This is a genomic window from Escherichia sp. Lx600-2 (assembly GCF_036662595.1).
Lineage (GTDB): Bacteria > Pseudomonadota > Gammaproteobacteria > Enterobacterales > Enterobacteriaceae > Escherichia > Escherichia coli.
Map to the genome: position 1 here is coordinate 58,174 of NZ_JAYQWM010000017.1, position 21,175 is coordinate 79,348.

Annotated in this window: 20 protein-coding genes and 1 pseudogene; 7 read left to right on the forward strand and 14 right to left on the reverse strand. The window is 51.4% G+C overall.

Features of this window, described 5'->3' with window-relative positions; all coding sequences use genetic code 11:
• Positions 1-12: 12 nt before the first annotated feature.
• The 5 genes from ftsB to cysD all read right to left on the reverse strand — a co-directional run bounded on the left by ftsB (position 13) and on the right by cysD (position 3,833).
• Complete coding sequence (gene ftsB / locus OQV04_RS08915; RefSeq protein ID WP_000517476.1) at positions 13-324, reverse strand: cell division protein FtsB; 312 nt, start codon at positions 322-324, stop codon at positions 13-15.
• A gap of 193 nt (positions 325-517) precedes the next feature.
• On the reverse strand, positions 518-841 hold the full coding sequence (locus tag OQV04_RS08920; protein WP_001246103.1) for a DUF3561 family protein: 324 nt from the start codon (positions 839-841) through the stop codon (positions 518-520).
• 49 nt (positions 842-890) lie between these two features.
• On the reverse strand, positions 891-1,496 hold the full coding sequence (cysC, locus tag OQV04_RS08925) for an adenylyl-sulfate kinase (protein ID WP_001173673.1): 606 nt from the start codon (positions 1,494-1,496) through the stop codon (positions 891-893).
• On the reverse strand, positions 1,496-2,923 hold the full coding sequence (cysN, locus tag OQV04_RS08930; protein WP_001090361.1) for a sulfate adenylyltransferase subunit CysN: 1,428 nt from the start codon (positions 2,921-2,923) through the stop codon (positions 1,496-1,498). The genes cysC and cysN overlap by 1 nt, the downstream gene beginning before the upstream one ends.
• A gap of 1 nt (position 2,924) precedes the next feature.
• Positions 2,925-3,833, reverse strand: a complete 909-nt coding sequence (gene cysD / locus OQV04_RS08935; RefSeq protein WP_274446635.1) for a sulfate adenylyltransferase subunit CysD — start codon at positions 3,831-3,833, stop codon at positions 2,925-2,927.
• Positions 3,834-4,084: 251 nt separating this feature from the next.
• On the opposite strand from cysD, the gene iap reads away from it, so the two are divergent.
• Positions 4,085-5,122 carry an alkaline phosphatase isozyme conversion aminopeptidase gene (iap, locus tag OQV04_RS08940; protein WP_000490426.1) on the forward strand — a complete coding sequence of 346 codons (1,038 nt, stop codon included), beginning with the start codon at positions 4,085-4,087 and terminating at the stop codon, positions 5,120-5,122.
• A 125-nt stretch (positions 5,123-5,247) separates the two neighbouring features.
• Here iap and OQV04_RS08945 read toward each other — a convergent pair whose 3' ends face one another.
• From OQV04_RS08945 to cysJ, 4 genes are all read right to left on the reverse strand, one after another.
• Positions 5,248-5,400 (reverse strand): Hok/Gef family protein, encoded by a 153-nt coding sequence (locus OQV04_RS08945; protein ID WP_000956458.1) that lies wholly within the window; start codon positions 5,398-5,400, stop codon positions 5,248-5,250.
• 263 nt (positions 5,401-5,663) lie between these two features.
• Entirely contained in the window at positions 5,664-6,398 is a 735-nt protein-coding gene (gene cysH / locus OQV04_RS08950; protein ID WP_000039862.1) for a phosphoadenosine phosphosulfate reductase, read from the reverse strand.
• A gap of 73 nt (positions 6,399-6,471) precedes the next feature.
• Positions 6,472-8,184, reverse strand: coding sequence for an assimilatory sulfite reductase (NADPH) hemoprotein subunit (gene cysI, locus OQV04_RS08955; RefSeq protein ID WP_001290715.1), 1,713 nt, complete (start codon positions 8,182-8,184; stop codon positions 6,472-6,474).
• Positions 8,184-9,983, reverse strand: coding sequence for an NADPH-dependent assimilatory sulfite reductase flavoprotein subunit (gene cysJ, locus OQV04_RS08960; protein WP_032281508.1), 1,800 nt, complete (start codon positions 9,981-9,983; stop codon positions 8,184-8,186). Before cysJ ends, cysI begins: the two co-directional genes overlap by 1 nt.
• A 316-nt stretch (positions 9,984-10,299) precedes the next feature.
• Here cysJ and queD point away from each other — a divergent pair, with 316 nt between their 5' ends.
• The 4 genes and pseudogenes from queD (at position 10,300) to OQV04_RS08980 (ending at position 12,303) form a co-directional block, all read left to right on the forward strand.
• Positions 10,300-10,662, forward strand: a complete 363-nt coding sequence (gene queD / locus OQV04_RS08965) for a 6-carboxytetrahydropterin synthase QueD (protein WP_000108294.1) — start codon at positions 10,300-10,302, stop codon at positions 10,660-10,662.
• A 77-nt stretch (positions 10,663-10,739) separates the two neighbouring features.
• Positions 10,740-11,477, forward strand: a pseudogene (locus tag OQV04_RS08970) (FAD-dependent oxidoreductase); the annotation flags it as partial.
• Between the two features lie 18 nt (positions 11,478-11,495).
• Positions 11,496-11,711, forward strand: coding sequence for a ferredoxin family protein (locus OQV04_RS08975; RefSeq protein ID WP_274446714.1), 216 nt, complete (start codon positions 11,496-11,498; stop codon positions 11,709-11,711).
• Positions 11,712-11,727: 16 nt separating this feature from the next.
• Complete coding sequence (locus OQV04_RS08980; protein ID WP_032281510.1) at positions 11,728-12,303, forward strand: glycerol-3-phosphate responsive antiterminator; 576 nt, start codon at positions 11,728-11,730, stop codon at positions 12,301-12,303.
• 147 nt (positions 12,304-12,450) lie between these two features.
• On the opposite strand, the gene OQV04_RS08985 is transcribed toward OQV04_RS08980, so the two are convergent.
• The 5 genes from OQV04_RS08985 to OQV04_RS09005 all read right to left on the reverse strand — a co-directional run bounded on the left by OQV04_RS08985 (position 12,451) and on the right by OQV04_RS09005 (position 17,805).
• A complete protein-coding gene (locus OQV04_RS08985) occupies positions 12,451-13,311 on the reverse strand; it encodes an electron transfer flavoprotein subunit alpha/FixB family protein (RefSeq protein WP_032281511.1) in 861 nt (286 codons plus the stop codon).
• A complete protein-coding gene (locus OQV04_RS08990) occupies positions 13,308-14,087 on the reverse strand; it encodes an electron transfer flavoprotein subunit beta/FixA family protein (protein ID WP_032281512.1) in 780 nt (259 codons plus the stop codon). The genes OQV04_RS08985 and OQV04_RS08990 overlap by 4 nt, the downstream gene beginning before the upstream one ends.
• A complete protein-coding gene (locus OQV04_RS08995) occupies positions 14,065-15,474 on the reverse strand; it encodes an MFS transporter (protein WP_162721661.1) in 1,410 nt (469 codons plus the stop codon). Before OQV04_RS08995 ends, OQV04_RS08990 begins: the two co-directional genes overlap by 23 nt.
• A gap of 21 nt (positions 15,475-15,495) precedes the next feature.
• On the reverse strand, positions 15,496-16,950 hold the full coding sequence (locus tag OQV04_RS09000) for an FAD-binding oxidoreductase (protein WP_032281514.1): 1,455 nt from the start codon (positions 16,948-16,950) through the stop codon (positions 15,496-15,498).
• Between the two features lie 69 nt (positions 16,951-17,019).
• Positions 17,020-17,805, reverse strand: coding sequence for an SDR family oxidoreductase (locus tag OQV04_RS09005; protein ID WP_000021342.1), 786 nt, complete (start codon positions 17,803-17,805; stop codon positions 17,020-17,022).
• A 319-nt stretch (positions 17,806-18,124) separates the two neighbouring features.
• Between OQV04_RS09005 and OQV04_RS09010 the strand changes: the two genes are divergently transcribed.
• Positions 18,125-19,402: an MFS transporter gene (locus tag OQV04_RS09010; RefSeq protein ID WP_274446712.1), complete on the forward strand. Its 1,278-nt coding sequence runs from the start codon at positions 18,125-18,127 to the stop codon at positions 19,400-19,402.
• 26 nt (positions 19,403-19,428) lie between these two features.
• Positions 19,429-20,907 carry an FGGY-family carbohydrate kinase gene (locus OQV04_RS09015; protein ID WP_032281515.1) on the forward strand — a complete coding sequence of 493 codons (1,479 nt, stop codon included), beginning with the start codon at positions 19,429-19,431 and terminating at the stop codon, positions 20,905-20,907.
• The last annotated feature ends 268 nt before the right edge of the window (positions 20,908-21,175 follow it).

The window sequence follows — 21,175 nt, forward strand, 5'->3', positions numbered from 1 at the left end:
TCCCGGGCTGATTTATCGATTGTTTTGCCCCGCAGACTGTGCGCGCTTCGACGCGTCAGGTACCAGACGATAAAAAGTTTCGCCCGGCCTGGTCATGCTGAGTTCATTACGCGCACGCTCTTCGAGCGCCTCCTGGCCGCCATTGAGATCGTCAATTTCGGCAAAAAGTTGATCGTTTCGCGCTTTAAGTTTCGCGTTTGTAGCTTGCTGTGCCGCCACATCATCATTGACGCGGGTATAGTCATGTATACCGTTCTTACCGAACCACAGCGAATACTGTAGCCAGACCAGAATAGCCAGCAACAGCAGCGTTAGTTTACCCATCCTGCCCCCTGAAAAACGGCATCATCATCCCATGCATCCGAAGACGACTCTACATCCTCTGTTGGGGATACCGCGACAACGCGGGCAAATGTACCACATTTGTCCATTGTTACGTATACCCAGGGCGTGCAGAACATAATCTCATTATTAGTTACGGTTTGAATTATGAACAGAGGAGACAAGAAAGTACAAATTAGCCCAGTAGCCACATAAACAGTGCGCCAAACATAATGCCTACTGTCATCAGGGTGAAAACAATACTGTAGCGTAGCTTTCCGTCCATCAATGAATGCAGCGCAATCCCCACCACTACCGCGACAGGCATCAGTGCCAGAAAGAAAGGCCAGGTGTAGATAAAGAAGAACAGCGTGTTAGAGCCATAAATCAACATCGGCATCGCCAGCGCAAATAACCAAGAGATAAAACCGACCACGGCACCAGGCAGTGACCATGTGGTTTCTTCATCCTCAGTAAGGCTGTCGTTATTTGTTAGTGTAATGTTATGGCTATTACGCATATTTGATCCTGTTACTTTGACGAACCGGGCATGGAAACCCGGTGGTGTCTCAGGATCTGATAATATCGTTCTGTCTCAACAGATCTAATAATTGCTGTACCAAATTTGTTACTAATTGTTCACCATTGAGATGAATTTCTGCCGATTCAGGCGCTTCGTAAACGGAATCTATTCCCGTAAAGTTGCGCAGTTCACCGGCACGCGCTTTCTTATATAAGCCTTTTGGATCGCGGGCTTCGCAAATCGCCAGCGGCGTATCGACAAACACTTCGATAAAGCGCCCTTCTCCTACGCGTTCGCGAACCATCTGGCGTTCGGCGCGGTGTGGCGAGATAAATGCAGTCAGCACCACCAGTCCGGCTTCAACCATCAAATTCGCCACTTCACCGACGCGACGGATATTCTCTTTACGATCGGCATCGCTAAAACCGAGATCGCTGCATAATCCGTGGCGAACATTGTCGCCATCCAGCAGATACGTACTGACGCCGAGTTTATGTAACGCCTCCTCCAGCGCCCCGGCGACCGTTGATTTACCGGACCCGGAGAGGCCGGTAAACCACAACACTACACCACGATGACCGTGGTGTAGCTCGCGTTGTTGCACAGTGACCGGATGGCTATGCCAGACGACGTTTTCGTCATGCAGCGCCATTATTTATCTCCCAGCAAATCGCGCGCGCCCCAGTGCGGAAAGTGGCGGCGAACCAGAGCATTCAATTCCAGTTCGAATGCACTGAATTCAGATGGCGCAGCAGTTGCCTGGCTAACTGGCTCGTGCACCATACCGGCGCCCACGGTCACATTGCTCAGGCGATCGATAAAAATCAGCCCACCGGTAACCGGGTTTTGCTGATAACGATCTAACACCAGTGGCTCGTCAAAAGTGAGATCCACCAGGCCGATGCCGTTCAGCGGCAGGTTTTCAACTTCGCGTTGGGTAAGGTTATTAATATCAACCTGATAACGAATGCCATCAACACGAGCACGCGTCTTCTTACCGGCAATTTTGATGTCATAACTCTGGCCCGGGGAAAGCGGCTGTTCCGCCATCCATACCACATCCACCGACGCGCTCTGCACAGCTGGTAACGCTTCGTCTGCCGCCAGCAGCAGATCGCCACGGCTGATGTCGATCTCATCCGTCAGCACCAGGGTGATCGCTTCTCCGGCAAAGGCTTCTTCGCGATCACCATCAAAAGTCACGATCCGCGCGACGTTTGATTCCACACCAGAGGGCAGCACTTTTACACGTTGCCCGACTTCCACGCGACCGGATGCCAGCGTTCCGGCGTAGCCACGAAAATCGAGATTTGGGCGGTTAACGTACTGCACCGGGAAGCGCATTGGCTGGGCATCCACCACTCGCTGGATCTCCACGGTTTCCAGCACTTCGAGCAGTGTCGGACCGCTGTACCACGGCATACTTTCACTTTGCGAAGCCACGTTGTCACCTTCCAGTGCGGAGAGCGGCACAAAGCGGATATCCAGATTACCCGGCAGCTGCCCGGCAAAGGTCAGATAATCTTCACGAATACGGGTGAACGTCTCTTCACTGTAATCCACCAGATCCATTTTGTTGATCGCCACGACCAGATGTTTGATCCCCAACAGTGTGGAGATAAAACTGTGACGACGGGTTTGATCGAGCACGCCTTTACGGGCATCGATCAGTAAGATCGCCAGTTCACATGTCGATGCGCCAGTCGCCATATTGCGGGTGTACTGCTCGTGCCCTGGGGTGTCGGCGATAATAAATTTACGCTTCTCGGTAGAGAAATAACGGTAAGCCACGTCAATGGTGATGCCCTGTTCGCGCTCAGCTTGCAGGCCGTCCACTAGCAGTGCCAGATCCAGCTTTTCGCCCTGGGTGCCGTGACGCTTACTGTCGTTATGCAGCGATGAGAGCTGATCTTCGTAGATTTGGCGGGTATCGTGCAGCAGGCGACCAATCAGGGTACTTTTGCCGTCATCGACGCTACCACAGGTCAGAAAACGCAGCAGGCTTTTATGTTGTTGCGCAATCATCCAGGCTTCGACGCCGCCTTCATTGGCGATTTGTTGTGCAAGTGCGGTGTTCATCTTAAAAATACCCCTGACGTTTTTTCAGCTCCATAGACCCCGCCTGGTCGCGATCAATCACGCGGCCCTGACGTTCACTGGTGGTGGAAACCAGCATCTCTTCGATGATCTCCGGCAGTGTTTGTGCATTTGACTCCACCGCACCGGTCAGCGGCCAGCAGCCCAGCGTACGGAAACGCACCATCCGTTTTTTGATCACTTCGCCCGGTTGCAGGTCGATACGGTTGTCATCAATCATCATCAACATACCGTCGCGTTCCAGAACCGGACGTTCCGCAGCGAGATACAGCGGCACAATGTCGATATTTTCCAGCCAGATGTATTGCCAGATATCCTGCTCGGTCCAGTTAGAGAGCGGGAAGACGCGGATGCTTTCGCCTTTGTTAATTTGCCCGTTGTAGTTGTGCCACAGCTCCGGGCGCTGATTTTTCGGATCCCAGCGATAGAAGCGGTCACGGAAAGAGTAGATTCGCTCTTTAGCGCGGGATTTCTCTTCGTCACGGCGCGCACCACCGAAGGCGGCATCAAAACCGTATTTATTCAGCGCCTGTTTCAGGCCTTCAGTTTTCATAATATCGGTATGTTTCGCGCTGCCGTGCACGAATGGATTAATCCCCATCGCCACGCCTTCCGGGTTTTTATGCACCAGCAGCTCGCAGCCGTAGGCTTTCGCCGTACGATCGCGGAACTCATACATCTCGCGGAATTTCCAGCCGGTATCGACATGCAGCAACGGGAAAGGCAGCGTACCTGGATAAAACGCCTTGCGCGCCAGATGCAGCATGACGCTGGAATCTTTACCGATAGAGTAGAGCATCACCGGATTTGAGAATTCTGCCGCCACCTCGCGAATAATGTGGATACTTTCCGCCTCCAGTTGCCGCAGGTGAGTAAGTCGTTTTTGATCCATAACCGTTCCTTTGCAATACCGCTATTTTCTTGCCATCAGATGTTTCGACTATAGGGAGCGTAAGAGAACGAATGAAATTACCAATTAGAATGAGTAGTTCCTTAACGGAATAACGATTTGGCAAAGCTAATATCAAAAAGTGCTTAAGGCACCGGATTTCGGGCGTTTAGGAAGATTTGAAATTGTTTTAGCGCAGCGGCAGTTTCATACTATGGCGGTAAAAAAATTTGCATGGTATTTAAGGACTCACTATGTTTTCCGCATTGCGCCACCGTACCGCTGCCCTGGCGCTCGGCGTATGCTTTATTCTCCCCGTACACGCCTCGTCACCTAAACCTGGCGATTTTGCTAATACCCAGGCACGACATATTGCTACTTTCTTTCCGGGACGCATGACCGGAACTCCTGCAGAAATGTTATCTGCCGATTATATTCGCCAACAGTTTCAGCAAATGGGTTATCGCAGTGATATTCGGACATTTAATAGTCGGTATATTTATACCGCCCGCGATAATCGCAAGAGCTGGCATAACGTGACGGGAAGTACGGTGATTGCCGCTCATGAAGGCAAAGCGCCGCAGCAGATCATCATTATGGCGCATCTGGATACTTACGCCCCGCTGAGCGATGCTGACGCCGATGCCAATCTCGGCGGGCTGACGTTACAAGGAATGGATGATAACGCCGCAGGTTTAGGTGTCATGCTGGAATTGGCAGAACGCCTGAAAAATACGCCTACCGAGTATGGTATTCGATTTGTGGCGACCAGCGGCGAAGAGGAAGGGAAATTAGGCGCTGAGAATTTACTCAAGCGGATGAGTGACACCGAAAAGAAAAATACGCTGCTGGTGATTAATCTCGATAACTTAATTGTTGGCGATAAATTGTATTTCAACAGCGGTGTAAAAACCCCTGAAGCAGTAAGGAAATTAACGCGCGACAGGGCGCTGGCAATTGCGCGTAGTCATGGAATTGCCGCAACGACCAATCCGGGTTTGAATAAAAATTATCCGAAAGGCACTGGGTGTTGTAATGACGCAGAAATATTCGACAAAGCGGGCATTGCTGTACTTTCGGTGGAAGCGACTAACTGGAATCTTGGGAATAAGGATGGTTATCAGCAACGCGCAAAAACAGCCGCATTCCCTGCGGGAAATAGCTGGCATGACGTAAGACTGGATAATCAACAGCATATTGATAAGGCACTTCCAGGAAGAATAGAACGTCGCTGCCGTGACGTTATGCGGATAATGCTACCACTGGTGAAGGAGCTGGCGAAGGCGTCTTGATGGGTTTGAAATGATGACTCCCGTGCCTGCAGGAAATCAATGCCACCTGAAACAGAGAATAAAAAAGGGTGCAGGAGGCCAAACCATCACAATTCAATACGCGGGGTTTTACCCCCGCGTGGTGGCTACTTCTTCGATTCGTAAGCGAGAACTGCCTTAAACTCCATACCACGCTCTCTGATACTCAACTCACATAACGAGTCGCCTACCATGAGCGTGAATCCCAGTACTGTACAACACAGTACTATGATTGCCACAAGGGCATATTTTGTTAGCATGTCTTGCCTCCCTGCAAAGAAGAGACTAACATCCGAATTGCTACGTTCGAACGCGAGCCTCAGGTTGATAGAAATATCGCCTGGGGCTTTTGTCCATCTGGAACCTCGCGAATGCTTAACGCCAGACAGCCTCAAGCACCCGACGCCATTCTATACCTGATAATTCTTCCAGCGGCGTTCACGTTTAAAATCAGGAATGCTGCTCGCAAAATAAAAACGCCCCCATCATTTCTGACAGAGGCGTTTAATTTATCCGGCAATATTTACCCTTCGTGTAACCCACATTCCCTTTTTAAGCCAAAGAAACGCGTTTCTTCTTCCGCCATGCCGGGTTCCCATTTACGGGTTGTATGGGTATCGCCCACCGATAAATATCCTTCGTCCCATAATGGGTGATATTTCAGGCCATGTTTTTGCAGGTACTGATAAATAGTTCGGTTATCCCAGTCGATAATCGGCAGCACTTTAAATACGCCACGCTGAATTGCCAGCACCGGTAAATTGGCGCGGCTGCCGGATTGTTCACGGCGCAGGCCAGCAAACCAGGTTTGCGCATTCAGTTCTTTTAGCGCCCGGTTCATCGGTTCGACTTTGTTGATGTCATTGTACTTTTCAATGCCTTCAACGCCCTGTTCCCACAGTTTTCCGTAGCGTGCTTCCTGCCAGGCTGCGCTTTCGGTAGCACGGTACACTTTCAGGTTGAGCTTGAGTTTGTCCGTTAACTCGTCAATAAAGCGGTAGGTTTCCGGGAACAAGTAACCGGTATCGGTGAGGATCACTGGAATATCCGGGCGAATCTGATTCACCAGATGCAGGCTCACCGCCGCCTGAATGCCGAAGCTGGAAGAAAGCACATATTCACCGGGCAGATTATCCAGCGCCCAGGCTACGCGGCCTTCAGCGTCCAGTTTTTCCAGTTGGGCGTTAGTTTCCGCCAGCGCCAGAATGCGATCTACCTTCGGCAGTTCGTTCAGGGCGTTTAGATCGAGTTTGGACATAGATTCCTCACTGTTTGCCTTGCCTGATGCGACGCTCACGCGTCTTATCAGGCCTACAAGACCGGGCTGATGGTTAATCCCACAAATCGCGCGCCGGATCGAGCACCGGGCGAATGATGCCCGCACGCACCGTAAAGTCGCCGAAGCCTTCACCCGCTTCGCGCTCTTTCGCCCAGCGCCCTATCAGTTCATCAAGCGACGCCAGGATTTCCGGCTCGGTGATGTTTTCTTTATACATCCGTGGGATACGTGTCCCAATGCGGTTGCCGCCAAGATGCAGGTTGTAGCGACCCGGCGCTTTACCCACCAGGCCCACTTCCGCCAGCATCGCGCGACCACAACCGTTCGGGCAGCCTGTTACACGCATCACGATATGCTCATCGCTGACACCATGTTTCGCCATTAAATTATCGATGTTGTCGATAAAAGACGGCAGGAAACGCTCCGCTTCCGCCATCGCCAGCGGGCAAGTCGGGAATGACACGCAGGCCATTGAGTTTTCACGCTGCGGCGTGACGGCATTCATTAACCCGCTCTCTTTGGCGATCCTCTCGATCTTCGCTTTCTCACTTTCCGGCACACCGGCGATGATCAGATTCTGGTTCGCCGTAATGCGGAAATCACCTTTGTGGATCTTTGCGATCTCCAGCAGGCCGGTTTTCAGCGGACGCCCCGGATAATCAAGGATGCGACCATTTTCGATAAACAGCGTCAGGTGCCAGTTATCATCAATGCCCTTAACCCAGCCAATACGATCTCCGCGTCCGGTAAACTCATACGGGCGAATCGGCTCGAATTTGATCCCCGCGCGACGTTCCACTTCCGCTTTAAATGTCTCAACACCCACGCGCTCCAGCGTGTATTTGGTTTTGGCATTTTTACGATCGGTACGGTTACCCCAATCGCGCTGAGTCGTCACGACGGCTTCCGCCACCGCCAGGGTATGCTCCAGCGGCAGATAACCAAACTCGCTCGCCGTGCGGGCGTAGGTTTTCTTATTACCGTGTTCGATGGAAAGCCCGCCGCCCACCAGCAGGTTAAAGCCTACCAGCTTGCCGTTTTCGGCGATTGCCACGAAGTTCATGTCGTTGGCGTGCAGATCGATATCGTTCTGTGGCGGGATCACTACCGTGGTTTTGAATTTACGCGGCAGGTAGGTCTGGCCGAGGATCGGTTCTTCATCAGTGGTGGCGACTTTTTCCTGATCGAGCCAGATCTCCGCATACGCGCGGGTACGCGGCAGCAGATGTTCCGAGATTTTCTTCGCCCACTCGTACGCTTCTGCGTGCAGCTGCGACTCGTAAGGGTTCGAGGTGCAGAGTACGTTACGGTTCATGTCGTTAGCGGTCGCCAGCGCATCAAGACCGACCGAGTGCAGCATCTGGTGCACCGGTTTGACGTTCTTTTTCAGAATGCCGTGGAACTGGAATGTCTGGCGGTTGGTCAGGCGAATGCTGCCATAGATGGTGTTTTCACCGGCAAATTTATCGATCGCCTGCCACTGTTTGGTGGTGATAACTCCACCCGGCAGACGGCAGCGCAACAGCATCGCATGGCGCGGCTCCAGCTTCTGTTCAGCACGTTCGGCGCGGATGTCGCGGTCATCCTGCTGATACATGCCGTGGAAGCGGATCAGCAGGAAGTTGTCGCCCTTAAAGCCGCCGGTCAGACCGTCGTTTAAATCTTCCGCAATGGTGCCGCGCAGGTAGTTGCTTTCAAGCTTCATGCGCTCGGCGTCTGTCAGTTTTCCTTCGACCACTAAAGGCCCTGGATGTTTTTCGCTCATTAGTAGACATCTCGCTGATAACGGCGCTCTACGCGCAGCTCACTTAAAAATTCATCCGCCGCTTCGGTGTCCATACCACCAAATTCGGCAATCACTTCCAGAAGTGCCTGCTCAACGTCTTTCGCCATGCGATTAGCGTCGCCGCAGACATAAATGTGGGCACCGTCATTGATCCAGCGCCACAGCTCCGCGCCCTGTTCGCGTAGTTTGTCTTGTACGTAAACTTTTTCTTTTTGATCGCGCGACCAGGCGAGATCGATACGTGTCAGCACACCCTCTTTGACGTAGCGCTGCCACTCCACCTGGTAGAGGAAATCTTCCGTAAAATGCGGGTTGCCAAAGAACAGCCAGTTTTTACCCGGTGCTTCATCGGCAGCACGTTGCTGCATAAAGGCGCGGAACGGCGCGATACCGGTGCCTGGGCCAATCATAATCACCGGGGTTTCTGGATTGGCTGGTAGGCGGAAGTTATCGTTATGTTCGATAAATACGCGGAGTTCGCCCTCTTCTTCCACGCGGTCCGCAAGGAAGCTGGAGGCCCCCCCGGCACGGGCGCGGCCTTCCACGTCGTAACGCACCACACCAACGGTGACGTGTACTTCGTTCTCGACTTCCGCCTGCGAGGAGGCAATGGAATAGAGACGCGGCGTCAGCGGGCGCAGCAGATTAATTAGCGCTTCGGCATCAAGCTGTGCCGGGGAGAAACGCACCATGTCAACAATCGGCGTCGTCGCGGCGTAATGCTGTAACTTCGCTTTATCGCCCACCAGCGGCAGCAGTGTTTCACTGCGGGTAAGCGTGGCATAATTCTCAACAATGTTGGCGGTGTTGACGGTCAGTTCGAAGTGCCACTGTAGCGCTTCGTTCAGAGGCAACGTTTTGCCCTCGACGGTGACAGGTTCATCGCCTTTCAGCCACAGCAGTTCGACAAGTTCTTTCACCAGTGCCGGATCGTTCTGATACCAGACACCCAGCGCGTCACCCGGCTGGTAACGCAGGCCCGAGTCACCTAAGTCAATTTCGATATGGCGAACGTCTTTTTCAGAGTTACGCCCGGTAATTTTCTGGTTAACCGAAAGGCTCGCTACCAGCGGCGCGTCTTTGCTGTACGGGCTGGTGTGGATTTCATTTACCACGCCAGTAGCGACGGATTGCGAAGGTGCCGCGACAGGCGCACGCGATTTAAGCGCATCAACCACGCGGGCGCGCCACTCGCTGGCAGCAGCCTGGTATTCAACGTCGGCGTCGACACGGTCGAGCAGGCGTTCACCGCCCAGTTCCGCCAGCTTGCTGTCGAAATCTTTCCCGGACTGGCAGAAAAATTCATAAGAACTATCGCCGAGGCTAAACACGGCAAAAGCGGTATTTTCCAGCTTCGGCGCTTTTTTGGAGAACAGGAACTTATGCAGCGCGACGGCTTCTTCCGGCGGTTCCCCTTCTCCTTGCGTTGACGTCACCACGATAAGCAGTTTTTCGCTGGCGATTTGTTTGAATTTATAGTCGCCCGCGTTCACCAGCTTAACGTTCAGTTTTGCCGTCAATAAATCATCGCGTAATGCTTCAGCAACCCGGCGCGCATTGCCGGTTTGCGAAGCAGAGATAATAGTTATACCCGGCATTTCTGCGGCTGGCGCTGGCGTCGCTGCAAGCGCAGCAGGCTGCTGATTGAGCACGCCCCAGAAATAGCCAGAAACCCAGGCAAGCTGGGGGGGAGTTAAATCGGTCGTGGCCGCCTGAAGGCGTGCCAGTTGCTCCGGGTTCAACGGAAGCAACGCGGAAGGTGGGACCTGTGTCGTCATGCGTCGTTATGTTCCAGTAAGCAAAGCTGTTTCTGCGCCCTGTCAGCGCCCATAAAACAGAAGAGAAGGTAAGGTTAACGGGGTGAACGGTGTGGATTAAAGACGGGATAGCGATAACTAATAACCAAATCGACTAACCTGTTTTAGCAATAGTCTTTAACAACAAAATAGATTAACCAACCTATTGAAAAAAATGAATTTAGCCAATCATTAAGATAAATCAGCGATTTTGCGCAACAAAGTCGTTTTAGATAATGCGAAAAAAGAGCCTTTCCGGTACTCTACGGCGGTTTTATCGTCCTGTAGAGAAATTATGATGTCCACCACGTTATTTAAAGATTTCACCTTCGAAGCCGCTCACCGCTTACCACACGTCCCGGAAGGGCATAAATGTGGTCGCCTGCACGGGCATTCCTTTATGGTGCGACTGGAAATTACCGGGGAAGTCGATCCGCATACGGGCTGGATTATCGATTTCGCTGAACTAAAAGCGGCGTTTAAGCCAACTTATGAGCGCCTCGATCACCATTATCTCAATGATATTCCAGGTCTGGAAAACCCAACTAGCGAAGTTTTAGCAAAATGGATTTGGGATCAGGTTAAACCCGTTGTGCCGCTGTTAAGTGCGGTGATGGTAAAAGAAACCTGCACCGCTGGTTGTATCTATCGCGGCGAATGATAAGAGTGTGGCGGCGGTCAATTTCCCTTAAGTAACGCTATGTTAGGGTGTTGTGTTCAGGATATCTGGGGCATGACATGGAAGACGACTGCGACATTATTATTATTGGTGCCGGTATTGCAGGCACCGCTTGCGCGTTACGCTGCGCGCGAGCGGGTTTATCCGTTTTGTTACTGGAACGCGCTGAAATCCCCGGCAGCAAAAATCTTTCCGGCGGGCGGTTATATACCCATGCACTCGCGGAACTCCTCCCTCAATTTCATCTGACCGCGCCTCTTGAACGACGCATCACTCACGAAAGCCTTTCCCTGTTAACGCCGGATGGCGCAACGACGTTTTCCAGCTTACAGCCCGGCGGTGAATCCTGGAGTGTATTACGTGCACGGTTCGATCCGTGGCTGGTTGCCGAAGCCGAAAAAGAAGGTGTCGAATGCATCCCTGGTGCGACGGTGGATGCACTGTATGAAGAAAACGGCAGGGTGTGTGGTGTCATTTGTGGTGACGATATTCTCCGCGCCCGTTATGTGGTGCTGGCAGAAGGTGCCAACAGCGTCCTGGCTGAACGTCACGGGTTAGTGACTCGTCCTGCTGGCGAAGCGATGGCGTTGGGGATCAAAGAAGTGCTGTCGCTGGAAACATCCGCTATTGAAGAACGTTTTCATCTGGAGAATAACGAAGGCGCAGCGTTGCTGTTCAGCGGCGGAATCTGTGATGACTTACCCGGCGGCGCATTTCTTTATACTAATCAACAAACGCTCTCGTTAGGGATTGTTTGCCCACTCTCTTCCCTTACGCAAAGTCGTGTTCCGGCAAGCGCTGCTGATGCGCCGCATATTGTTCCGGCTGACTCCGTTGAGCGCCAGACGGCAGAACGATTAATTAACGCCTGCCCGGCAGGTCTTTTTGCGCTCACGCCGGAAGGCGACTTGCGTGTTGATTATCGCGGTTGCCTTGAGTGTGGCACCTGCCGTTTGCTGTGCGACGAATCAACACTACAACAGTGGCGCTATCCACCTTCCGGATTCGGCATCACCTACCGCTTTGGATAAATAATAAGGATAATTTATGCCCCTCTTACACCTGCTCCGCCAGAATCCGGTGATTGCTGCCGTTAAAGATAATGCCAGCCTGCAACTGGCAATCCATTCTGAATGCCAATTTATTTCCGTGTTGTACGGCAATATCTGCACCATCAGTAATATCGTTAAAAAGATTAAGAACGCCGGGAAATATGCTTTTATTCATGTTGATTTGCTGGAAGGCGCGTCAAATAAAGAAGTCGTGATTCAGTTTTTGAAACTGGTGACCGAGGCGGACGGCATTATCAGTACCAAAGCCTCAATGTTGAAAGCGGCAAGAGCGGAAGGTTTTTTCTGTATTCATCGCCTGTTTATTGTTGATTCAATTTCGTTTCACAACATTGATAAGCAAGTTGCGCAATCGAATCCGGATTGTATTGAGATCCTGCCAGGCTGTATGCCCAAAGTGCTGGGCTGGGTGACGGAAAAAATCCGCCAACCGCTGATTGCTGGCGGGCTGGTATGCGATGAAGAAGATGCGCGTAATGCGATTAACGCGGGTGTCGTGGCGCTTTCCACCACGAATACCGGAGTCTGGACGTTAGCGAAAAAATTGCTTTGACGGGATAATCGTAACCAATTGAATTTGGTTTGATTTGTAGGCCGCACGCCACATCCGACATTCAGCGCCTGATGCGACGCTTAACACGTCTTATCAGGCCTACAGGTCCCCAGTCCAGAACCGTAGGCAGGATCATCCGGCAACACGTTATTGGCAATCTGCGTGAATGTTTGTCACCAGTGCCTCCAGCACCACTTTCCAGTCATCAACCACGCCAACATCTGCCTGTGAAAATACCGCTGCGCTGGCGTCATGATTAATCGCCACCACAAACTTGCTATTGCGTACGCCCGCCATTAACGCTGCTGCGCCAGAAGCGCCAACAACAATACACACCTCAGGTGCCAGCAGATGTCCGGAAATACCAATCACTTTTTCAGCATCAACGCCACCGTTCATCACTCGCGCCCGACTGTAGCCCACTTCGGCTCCCAGCTTTTCTGCCAGCATAGCGATTTCCTGGTTATCTGCCTCTCCGCCCTGCCCCACCACCAACACCCGTCTGGCCTCAGCTAATGGGTCGCGGGTAACATTTTTCAGGTTCTCTATACTAACCAGCCAGTCCGGAAGCGCACCTGGGACTATGTTCAGTTGCTGCATACCAGAGGGCAAAGTGGCATTTTTATCTGCTCCCGCCTGGCGCGCCAGGGAAAGACATAGCGGGCGTTTTTCTGTTTGCAGCGTCGCCGTTAGCGCATTTCCCCAGTGGGATTTGCGCACGCTTACGATTGGAATCTCTAACGAAGTCACCTGGCAGATGCTTGCACCATGTAAACGCCAGGCCAGCCGAGTCGACAGTTCATCGCCAAACGTTCCCGGCGGAAAGAGAACAACGTTCGCAGGCGTTCGCTGCCACTGTTCCACCAGCGCATCCAGCACCTGTTCCACCACTACGGGCTGTGGTTCTATTTGCCAGTGCGCCAGGGTACAACCGCTGAAATCCTGCGCCGCCAGCCAGCCCGCTAATGCGGCATTCTCCTGATTTATTGTCACAATTGCGATATTCATGGCTGCATCCTTTGGCGTAAATAGTCCTGCCATAGCTTTTGCGCTTTTTCTGCTACCGTTTGCCCATCAATCAGCGTCGCTCCGCGTCGTTGCTCTGCTCTTGCCAGTTGCAGACACTGCATCGCTGGCAATTCGGCAGCAACAGTTTTACGGATAATTTCCGCTTTCCCCGCAGCCATTCGCTGGCGCATTCCCGGTACTGGCAAGGCCACTTCACCGCACTGACGCACGGCAATCACCGCAGGCAAGCGAATCCGACAACAGCGCAGCCCATGTTCAGTACGCTGTTCGAGGGTGATAAACGGCGCGTCGAGAGTGAAACGCTCCACCTGGGTGAAGCATGGCCAGCCCAGCATTTCCGCCAGCAAAAATGGCGTTTGCCCATTCTGCCCTTCGCTGCTTTGGCAGCCGGTAATTATCAGATCCAGCGGATTCTGACGCTGCCATTCGGCAATATGGCGAGCGACAAATTCCGACGCAAAGCGCAGATCTGCCGCCGTCTCCAGCAATACAGCTTCCTCAAACCCAAGAGCCATGAGATAGAGCAGCCAGTGTAACGCCCGTTCATCCCCCATGCTCAACGCGGTTAAAGACATCGGCGTACCGTTTTTTCTCTGCGCCAACAGCAGCGCGGCGGCAGCCTGTTCATCAGCACCGAGTAAACTTCGCAGTAGCGAAACATCCGGTCCGCTATTACCCTGAGCCGCCGCCTGCCACTCTTTTTCCGCCAGCATTCCGGCATCCGGTTCGGCTTTAAACGCTAACAGAATGTTCATTCGCACCTCCTACATTTCCCGCCGCCACCAGCGGGAGGGCTTTGGTTTCTGGTGCCCATAGCCAGGTCACAACAAAACCAACCAACAACACTGCCGCCAGGAGCAATAAGGTGACTTGCATTCCCCACTGCGCCAGCACCCACGGCAGCAGGCCAGTACTTACCGCCGCCCCCAACCGACTCATGGCGGTGGCAAAACCGACACCCAGCGAGCGAATGTCAGTAGGAAAACTTTCCGCAGGCAAAATGCCCACCAGATTACTGACTGCCGAAATGGTGGTGCTGAAGAGAACAAAAAGCAGTAGCGTTAATGAACTGCCGGAAGGCAAACAGGCCATCACTACCAGCGTTGCCGCCAGCAGCAAAAAACTTCCCAGCAAAAACTTGCGATGTGCCAGCAGGTGCGTCAGAACTAATCCCAGCAGCGCGCCCACAATTAACAACGCATTAAGCATCAGGCTGGCAGTCAGCGCATCTTCCAGTCCAATAGTCTGGGCGATAGTTGGCAGCCAGGTATAAATCACAAACCATGGGATTACGAGGCAGACAAAGAAGACGCTGTTAAACGCCGTGCGCCGCCAGTAGCGCAAAGAGAACAAGGTTTTGATGTGTTTATGGGTCGCCGTTGCCACTTCATCGCCCAGTAAAACATGGGGACCAAAATAGCGATGCACGATAGCGTGAGCTTCTGCAAAACGCCCCTGGCGCAGTAGCCAGCGTGGCGATTCTGGCGTTCCCCAGCGTAATAACGTAATCAACAACGCGGGCAGAGCTGCCGATGCCAGCAGCCAGCGCCAGGCCTCCGGGTTTTCGGAAATAAAGTGATGTCCGGCAATACTTGCCAACACATAGCCTACGGTCCACACCACGCTGAATGCGCCCAGCAAAATACCGCGATGGCGGCGCGGGGAAAATTCAGCCAGCAAGGTGTGACCTACTGAGTAATCGCCTCCCAGACCAATGCCGATCAAAATGCGCAGCCCAATAAGATGCTCTGGCGTGGTGGCAAAAAATTGCAAGAACGAAGCGAGCGTAATCAGCAAAAAGCTGAAGGTGAAGATTTTTTGCCGACCAATATGGTCGGAGATCCACCCAAGAACCAGGCTGCCAAGAAACAAACCAAGGAGCGCCGAGCCGCCGATCATTCCCGCCATAAACGGCGTCAGTTGCATGGCGGGCGTAAGTTGAATAATGGCGTAACCAATGACGCCGAGAACATAACCGTCGGTCAGGTGTGCGCCGAAAGTGAGCGCAGCAATTCGACAGTGAAAACGGTTAAGCGGTAAATCATCCATTCGCACCGGTGAAGTGTTCATCTTTACCCCTTCATTGTCCGGTAATAAGAACGGCTTCTCGCCTGAGAAGCCGAAAAGGCAACGCCCCATCATCGCAGAACGCTGCCTGACACATTATTTTTCAATCGGATAGATAGTACCCGTATTCATAATGCCGTTAGGATCGAACTGCTTTTTCAGCCCTTCCAGCAACGCCCACGCGCTGCCGTGTTCCAGCTTGCTCCAGTGAACGCGATGTTTACCGATACCGTGGTGGTGCACCATCGAACCACCGAGGCGAATGGTTTCTTCGCAAATGATTTTGTTGAGCGGATTGTGGTACTTGTCGATTTCCTCTTCCGGCTTACAGTTGACAACGTTGTAGTCGTAGACGAAGTACATGTTGGTGCCGTTCTGATAGCTATGAGAGGAGTGACCGCCCAGCATAGTGATGTCGTCGGCGTGCGGGAACTCGGTACGAATACGGTTAATAACGCTTTCGTAGATTTCGTGGATGCAGCTCCAGCAGCCGGACACTTCGGTAGTAAAGCCCATGTTGCCGGTTTTGAGGATCTGCACACGTTCGGCAGCCACTTTATCCGGTCCCCAGTTCAGGTTGTTAAACCAGGTTTCGATCAGCTTGCTGTCCACGCGTTGGCATTGCGGGTAGCGGGCAACGATTTCCGCAATCCCTTCGCCCGTCGCCTTCGCAATGCGAGGGTTACCTTCAGCCATAAAGATCAGCACGCATTTTCCGTCGGCAAAATGGGTGAAGTGTTGGGTGCCATCTTCAGCGTCATACAAACGAGCGATCGACGGACGATACCCTTCCACCATGATTTCACGCAGGATGTTGAAGCCGGTTTTCATGTCTTCCAGGATATAGCCGTAGAAGAGGTTGTTTTCCGGGGTGAATTTAAAGATTTTCACTGTTACTTCAGTGATATAGCACAATGCACCTTCGTTGCCGATGATGATGTGACGAATGTCCGGGCCAGCCGCGCGGCGTGGCACGTTTTTAATGCGTGTGACGGTGCCATCAGCCAATACTGCTTCCAGACCAACGACCATATCTTCGATTGCGCCGTAGAGTGTGGAGAACTGCCCGATACTGCGGGTTGCTACCAGGCCGCCCATCTGCGCCAGCGGCTTTGACTGCGGAGAATGCCCCGTGGTGTAACCTTTTTCACGCAACGCGTTTTCCAGCACTTCCAGGGGAACGCCACATTGCGCCGTCGCCTGCATATTCTCAATATCAATATTAATGATTTGATTCATGGCGGAGCCGTCGAGCACCACCGAGTTTTCTACAACAGTTTCCAGCCCACCTTCGGTGGCGGAAGCACCGGTACGCGGCACACCGTTAATTTTGTGCGCATTCATAAAATTCAGCACACGGGATATTTGCTCTGTGGAACCGAGTTTTACGACCGCTGCCGGAATCGGCAAAGTATAAATGCCATGAATATCCGGAAATTTACGAAAACGGTCAATACTGTTCTTCTTTAATACTGTTTCATCGGTAATTACGCGATCTGCACCAACAATTTCCTTTAGCTGGTCGACAATCGCTGCGCGAGATAAAGACATAGTAATTCCTTCCTGATAATAAAAATGGAATAATCATTAATAAGAGAAAACAGAAACCACCGTTATGGGTTAGCGCACTAAATAACCGCCATCAACTACTAATAAATGCCCGTTGACATAATTCGATGCCGGACTTGCGAGGAATACGGCTGCGCCCATTAAATCCTGAGTATCGCCCCAACGGTTTGCCGGAATATGATCAAGAACGCGCTGATTGGTTTCTGGATTACTGCGTGTCGCCAGCGTAATATCTGTTGCATAATAGCCAGGGGCGATACCATTTACCTGAATATTATATTGACCTAGTTCATCACAATAAGCTTTGGTGAACCCGGCAAGAGCATGTTTAGTGGCAGAATATGCAGGTGACCATTGTCCACCTAAGTAAGAGAATAATGAACAGATATTAATTATTTTACCGCTTTTCTGCGGGATCATAATTTTTGCCGCTTCATAGCTTAACTCGAATGCGGCGGTCAGGTTCACATCAATCATCGGGTCCCAGTCGGCACGACCGAAGTCCAGCACCTTATTCAGCTTACAAATACCGGCATTGTTAACCAGAATATCGACGGTACCGAAACGTTCGCAACAGGCGGCGATTATCTTCTGCGGCGCGCCTTCTGCGGTGATATCCACCTGCATGAAGTCCACCTCAACACCCTGTTTTTCAATCATTTCCTTTGTTTCGCCGTTATCTTTGACGAAGCTAGGAATAAAGACATTTGCGCCTGCTTTGGCCAACGCCATGGCAAATGCCTGGCCTAAACCGCTATTCCCGCCGGTAACAATTGCGGTTTTACCTTTCAGGGAGAAAAAATCCATTGAGAACGCATTGAGAGATTCGATTGACATAGTTAGCTCCAATTTCCGTAAGGCAAAAAAAAAAGAAAGGTAACTTCCCCCGCGAGAGGGAAGTTACCTTTCTCATTATCTCTGGTAACTGGAGATAATTTTTAGCATAAGGGCATAACTGCTAATGTGATCGTAATCACAGTGTGATATTCGCATTATCAAATAGTTTTAAAAAGCAGAAGCGTGATTACTCTCACACAACACCTCTGCTTTCCATGTTATTTCTTATTGCAATTACTAGAGACCTGAGAAAAGTAATCCACCTGAAAGGGCGGCTTACTTTTCTCTTTTTTTTGTCTATTACAAATGGGAATACGATATGCAACACAACTCATATCGCCGTTGGATAACCCTCGCGATAATTAGTTTTAGCAGCGGCGTTAGTTTCGACCTGGCTTATTTACGTTATATTTATCAAATTCCCATGGCGAAATTTATGGGATTCAGCAATACCGAGATAGGCTTAATAATGAGTACCTTTGGTATTGCTGCTATTATTCTTTATGCCCCCAGCGGCGTTATTGCCGATAAATTTTCACACCGCAAAATGATTACTTCCGCGATGATCATTACCGGATTACTGGGTCTGTTAATGGCAACGTATCCACCGCTGTGGGTAATGCTCTGTATTCAGGTCGCCTTTGCGATAACAACGATTTTAATGCTGTGGTCGGTGTCGATTAAAGCCGCATCGTTGCTTGGCGATCATAGCGAGCAAGGGAAAATTATGGGCTGGATGGAAGGGCTGCGCGGCGTCGGTGTAATGTCGCTGGCGGTGTTTACCATGTGGGTCTTTTCTCGCTTTGCACCGGATGACAGCGCCAGCCTGAAAACGGTCATTATCATCTACAGTGTGGTTTACATCTTGTTGGGGCTTCTGTGCTGGTTTTTTGTTAGCGATAACAACAACCTGCGCAGTGCCAATAACGAAGAAAAACAGTCATTCCAGCTTAGCGATATCCTGGCCGTTTTGCGTATCAGTACCACCTGGTATTGCAGCATGGTGATTTTTGGTGTCTTCACCATCTACGCCATTCTGAGTTACTCCACCAACTATCTGACCGAAATGTACGGCATGTCGCTGGTGGCGGCGAGCTACATGGGGATTGTGATCAACAAAATCTTCCGCGCGCTGTGCGGCCCACTTGGCGGCATAATCACCACCTACAGCAAAGTGAAATCCCCTACCCGCGTGATCCAAATCCTTTCCGTACTCGGCCTGCTGGCGTTAACTGCCCTGCTCGTCACGAACTCTAACCCGCAATCGGTCGCGATGGGGATTGGCCTGATTTTACTGCTGGGATTCACCTGTTACGCCTCACGCGGGCTGTACTGGGCCTGCCCTGGCGAAGCGAGAACACCGTCTTACATTATGGGCACCACGGTAGGTATTTGCTCGGTGATTGGATTCCTGCCGGATGTCTTCGTTTACCCAATTATCGGCCACTGGCAAGACACCCTGCCCGCAGCAGAAGCCTACCGCAATATGTGGCTGATGGGCATGGCGGCGCTTGCCATGGTGATTGTCTTTACCTTTTTGCTGTTCCAAAAAATTCGTACTGCTGATAGCGCCCCCGCAATGGCTAGCAGCAAGTAAGCCAGGAAAATTACAGGAGAAAAATCATGTCGAAGAAATACATCATAGGGATTGATGGCGGAAGTCAGAGCACAAAAGTGGTGATGTACGATCTGGAAGGTAACGTGGTTTGCGAAGGCAAAGGTTTATTGCAGCCGATGCACACGCCAGATGCCGATACCGCAGAACATCCTGACGACGATTTATGGGCATCATTATGTTTTGCCGGTCACGATTTGATGAGTCAGTTTGCCGGGAATAAAGAAGATATTGTCGGTATTGGTCTGGGATCCATCCGTTGCTGCCGTGCGTTATTGAAAGCCGATGGCACGCCTGCTGCGCCGTTGATTAGCTGGCAGGATGCACGCGTAACGCGTCCCTACGAACACACTAATCCTGACGTGGCCTATGTCACCTCTTTTTCGGGTTATCTGACGCATCGCTTAACCGGCGAGTTTAAAGACAATATCGCCAACTATTTTGGTCAGTGGCCGGTGGATTATAAGACCTGGGCATGGAGTGAAGATGCTGCGGTAATGGATAAGTTTAATATCCCCCGTCATATGCTGTTTGATGTGCAAATGCCTGGCACCGTCCTCGGACATATCACACCACAAGCCGCACTGGCGACACATTTCCCGGCAGGACTGCCGGTTGTTTGTACCACCAGTGATAAACCGGTAGAAGCTCTGGGGGCCGGATTACTGGATGATGAAACGGCGGTAATTTCTCTTGGCACCTACATCGCGCTGATGATGAACGGCAAAGCACTGCCGAAAGATCCGGTGGCGTACTGGCCGATTATGTCTTCTATTCCGCAAACATTGCTGTATGAAGGTTACGGTATCCGTAAAGGCATGTGGACGGTGAGCTGGCTGCGCGACATGCTAGGCGAGTCGTTAATTCAGGATGCCAGGGCGCAGGATCTTTCACCGGAAGATTTACTCAACAAAAAAGCTTCTTGTGTGCCGCCAGGCTGTAATGGTCTGATGACGGTGCTGGACTGGCTGACCAATCCGTGGGAACCGTACAAACGCGGGATTATGATCGGCTTTGATTCCAGCATGGATTACGCATGGATATATCGTTCGATACTGGAAAGCGTGGCGCTGACGCTGAAGAACAATTACGACAATATGTGTAATGAAATGAATCACTTTGCGAAGCATGTGATCATTACTGGCGGCGGTTCGAACAGCGATCTGTTTATGCAGATTTTTGCCGACGTGTTCAACCTTCCGGCACGACGTAACGCCATTAACGGTTGTGCAAGTCTGGGGGCAGCGATTAATACCGCGGTAGGTCTGGGGCTATACCCGGATTACGCAACGGCTGTCGATAAAATGGTTCGCGTGAAAGATATCTTTATACCGATTGAGAGCAATGCCAAACGCTACGACGCGATGAATAAAGGCATTTTCAAAGACCTAACCAAACATACTGATGTGATTCTGAAAAAATCGTATGAAGTGATGCATGGGGAATTGGGAAATGCGGATTCGATCCAGAGCTGGTCGAATGCGTAAGTGAGGAAGGCCGGGCGGGAAACAGCACGGCCTGAACATACCTGAATGGTTATCCCCGCTGACGCGGGGAACTCTCTAAACATAACCTATTATTAATTAATGATTTTTTAAGCCAGTCACAATCTACCAACTTTACAGTATCACACAAACAACACATCCATCATGTTAAAGAGCACTTAACCCATTGATTAAAAAGGTAAATATTTAAAATAACTCTATACAAACTAAAATCTACCAAACTTTACCGCAATAATTTTCACTCCAGCGA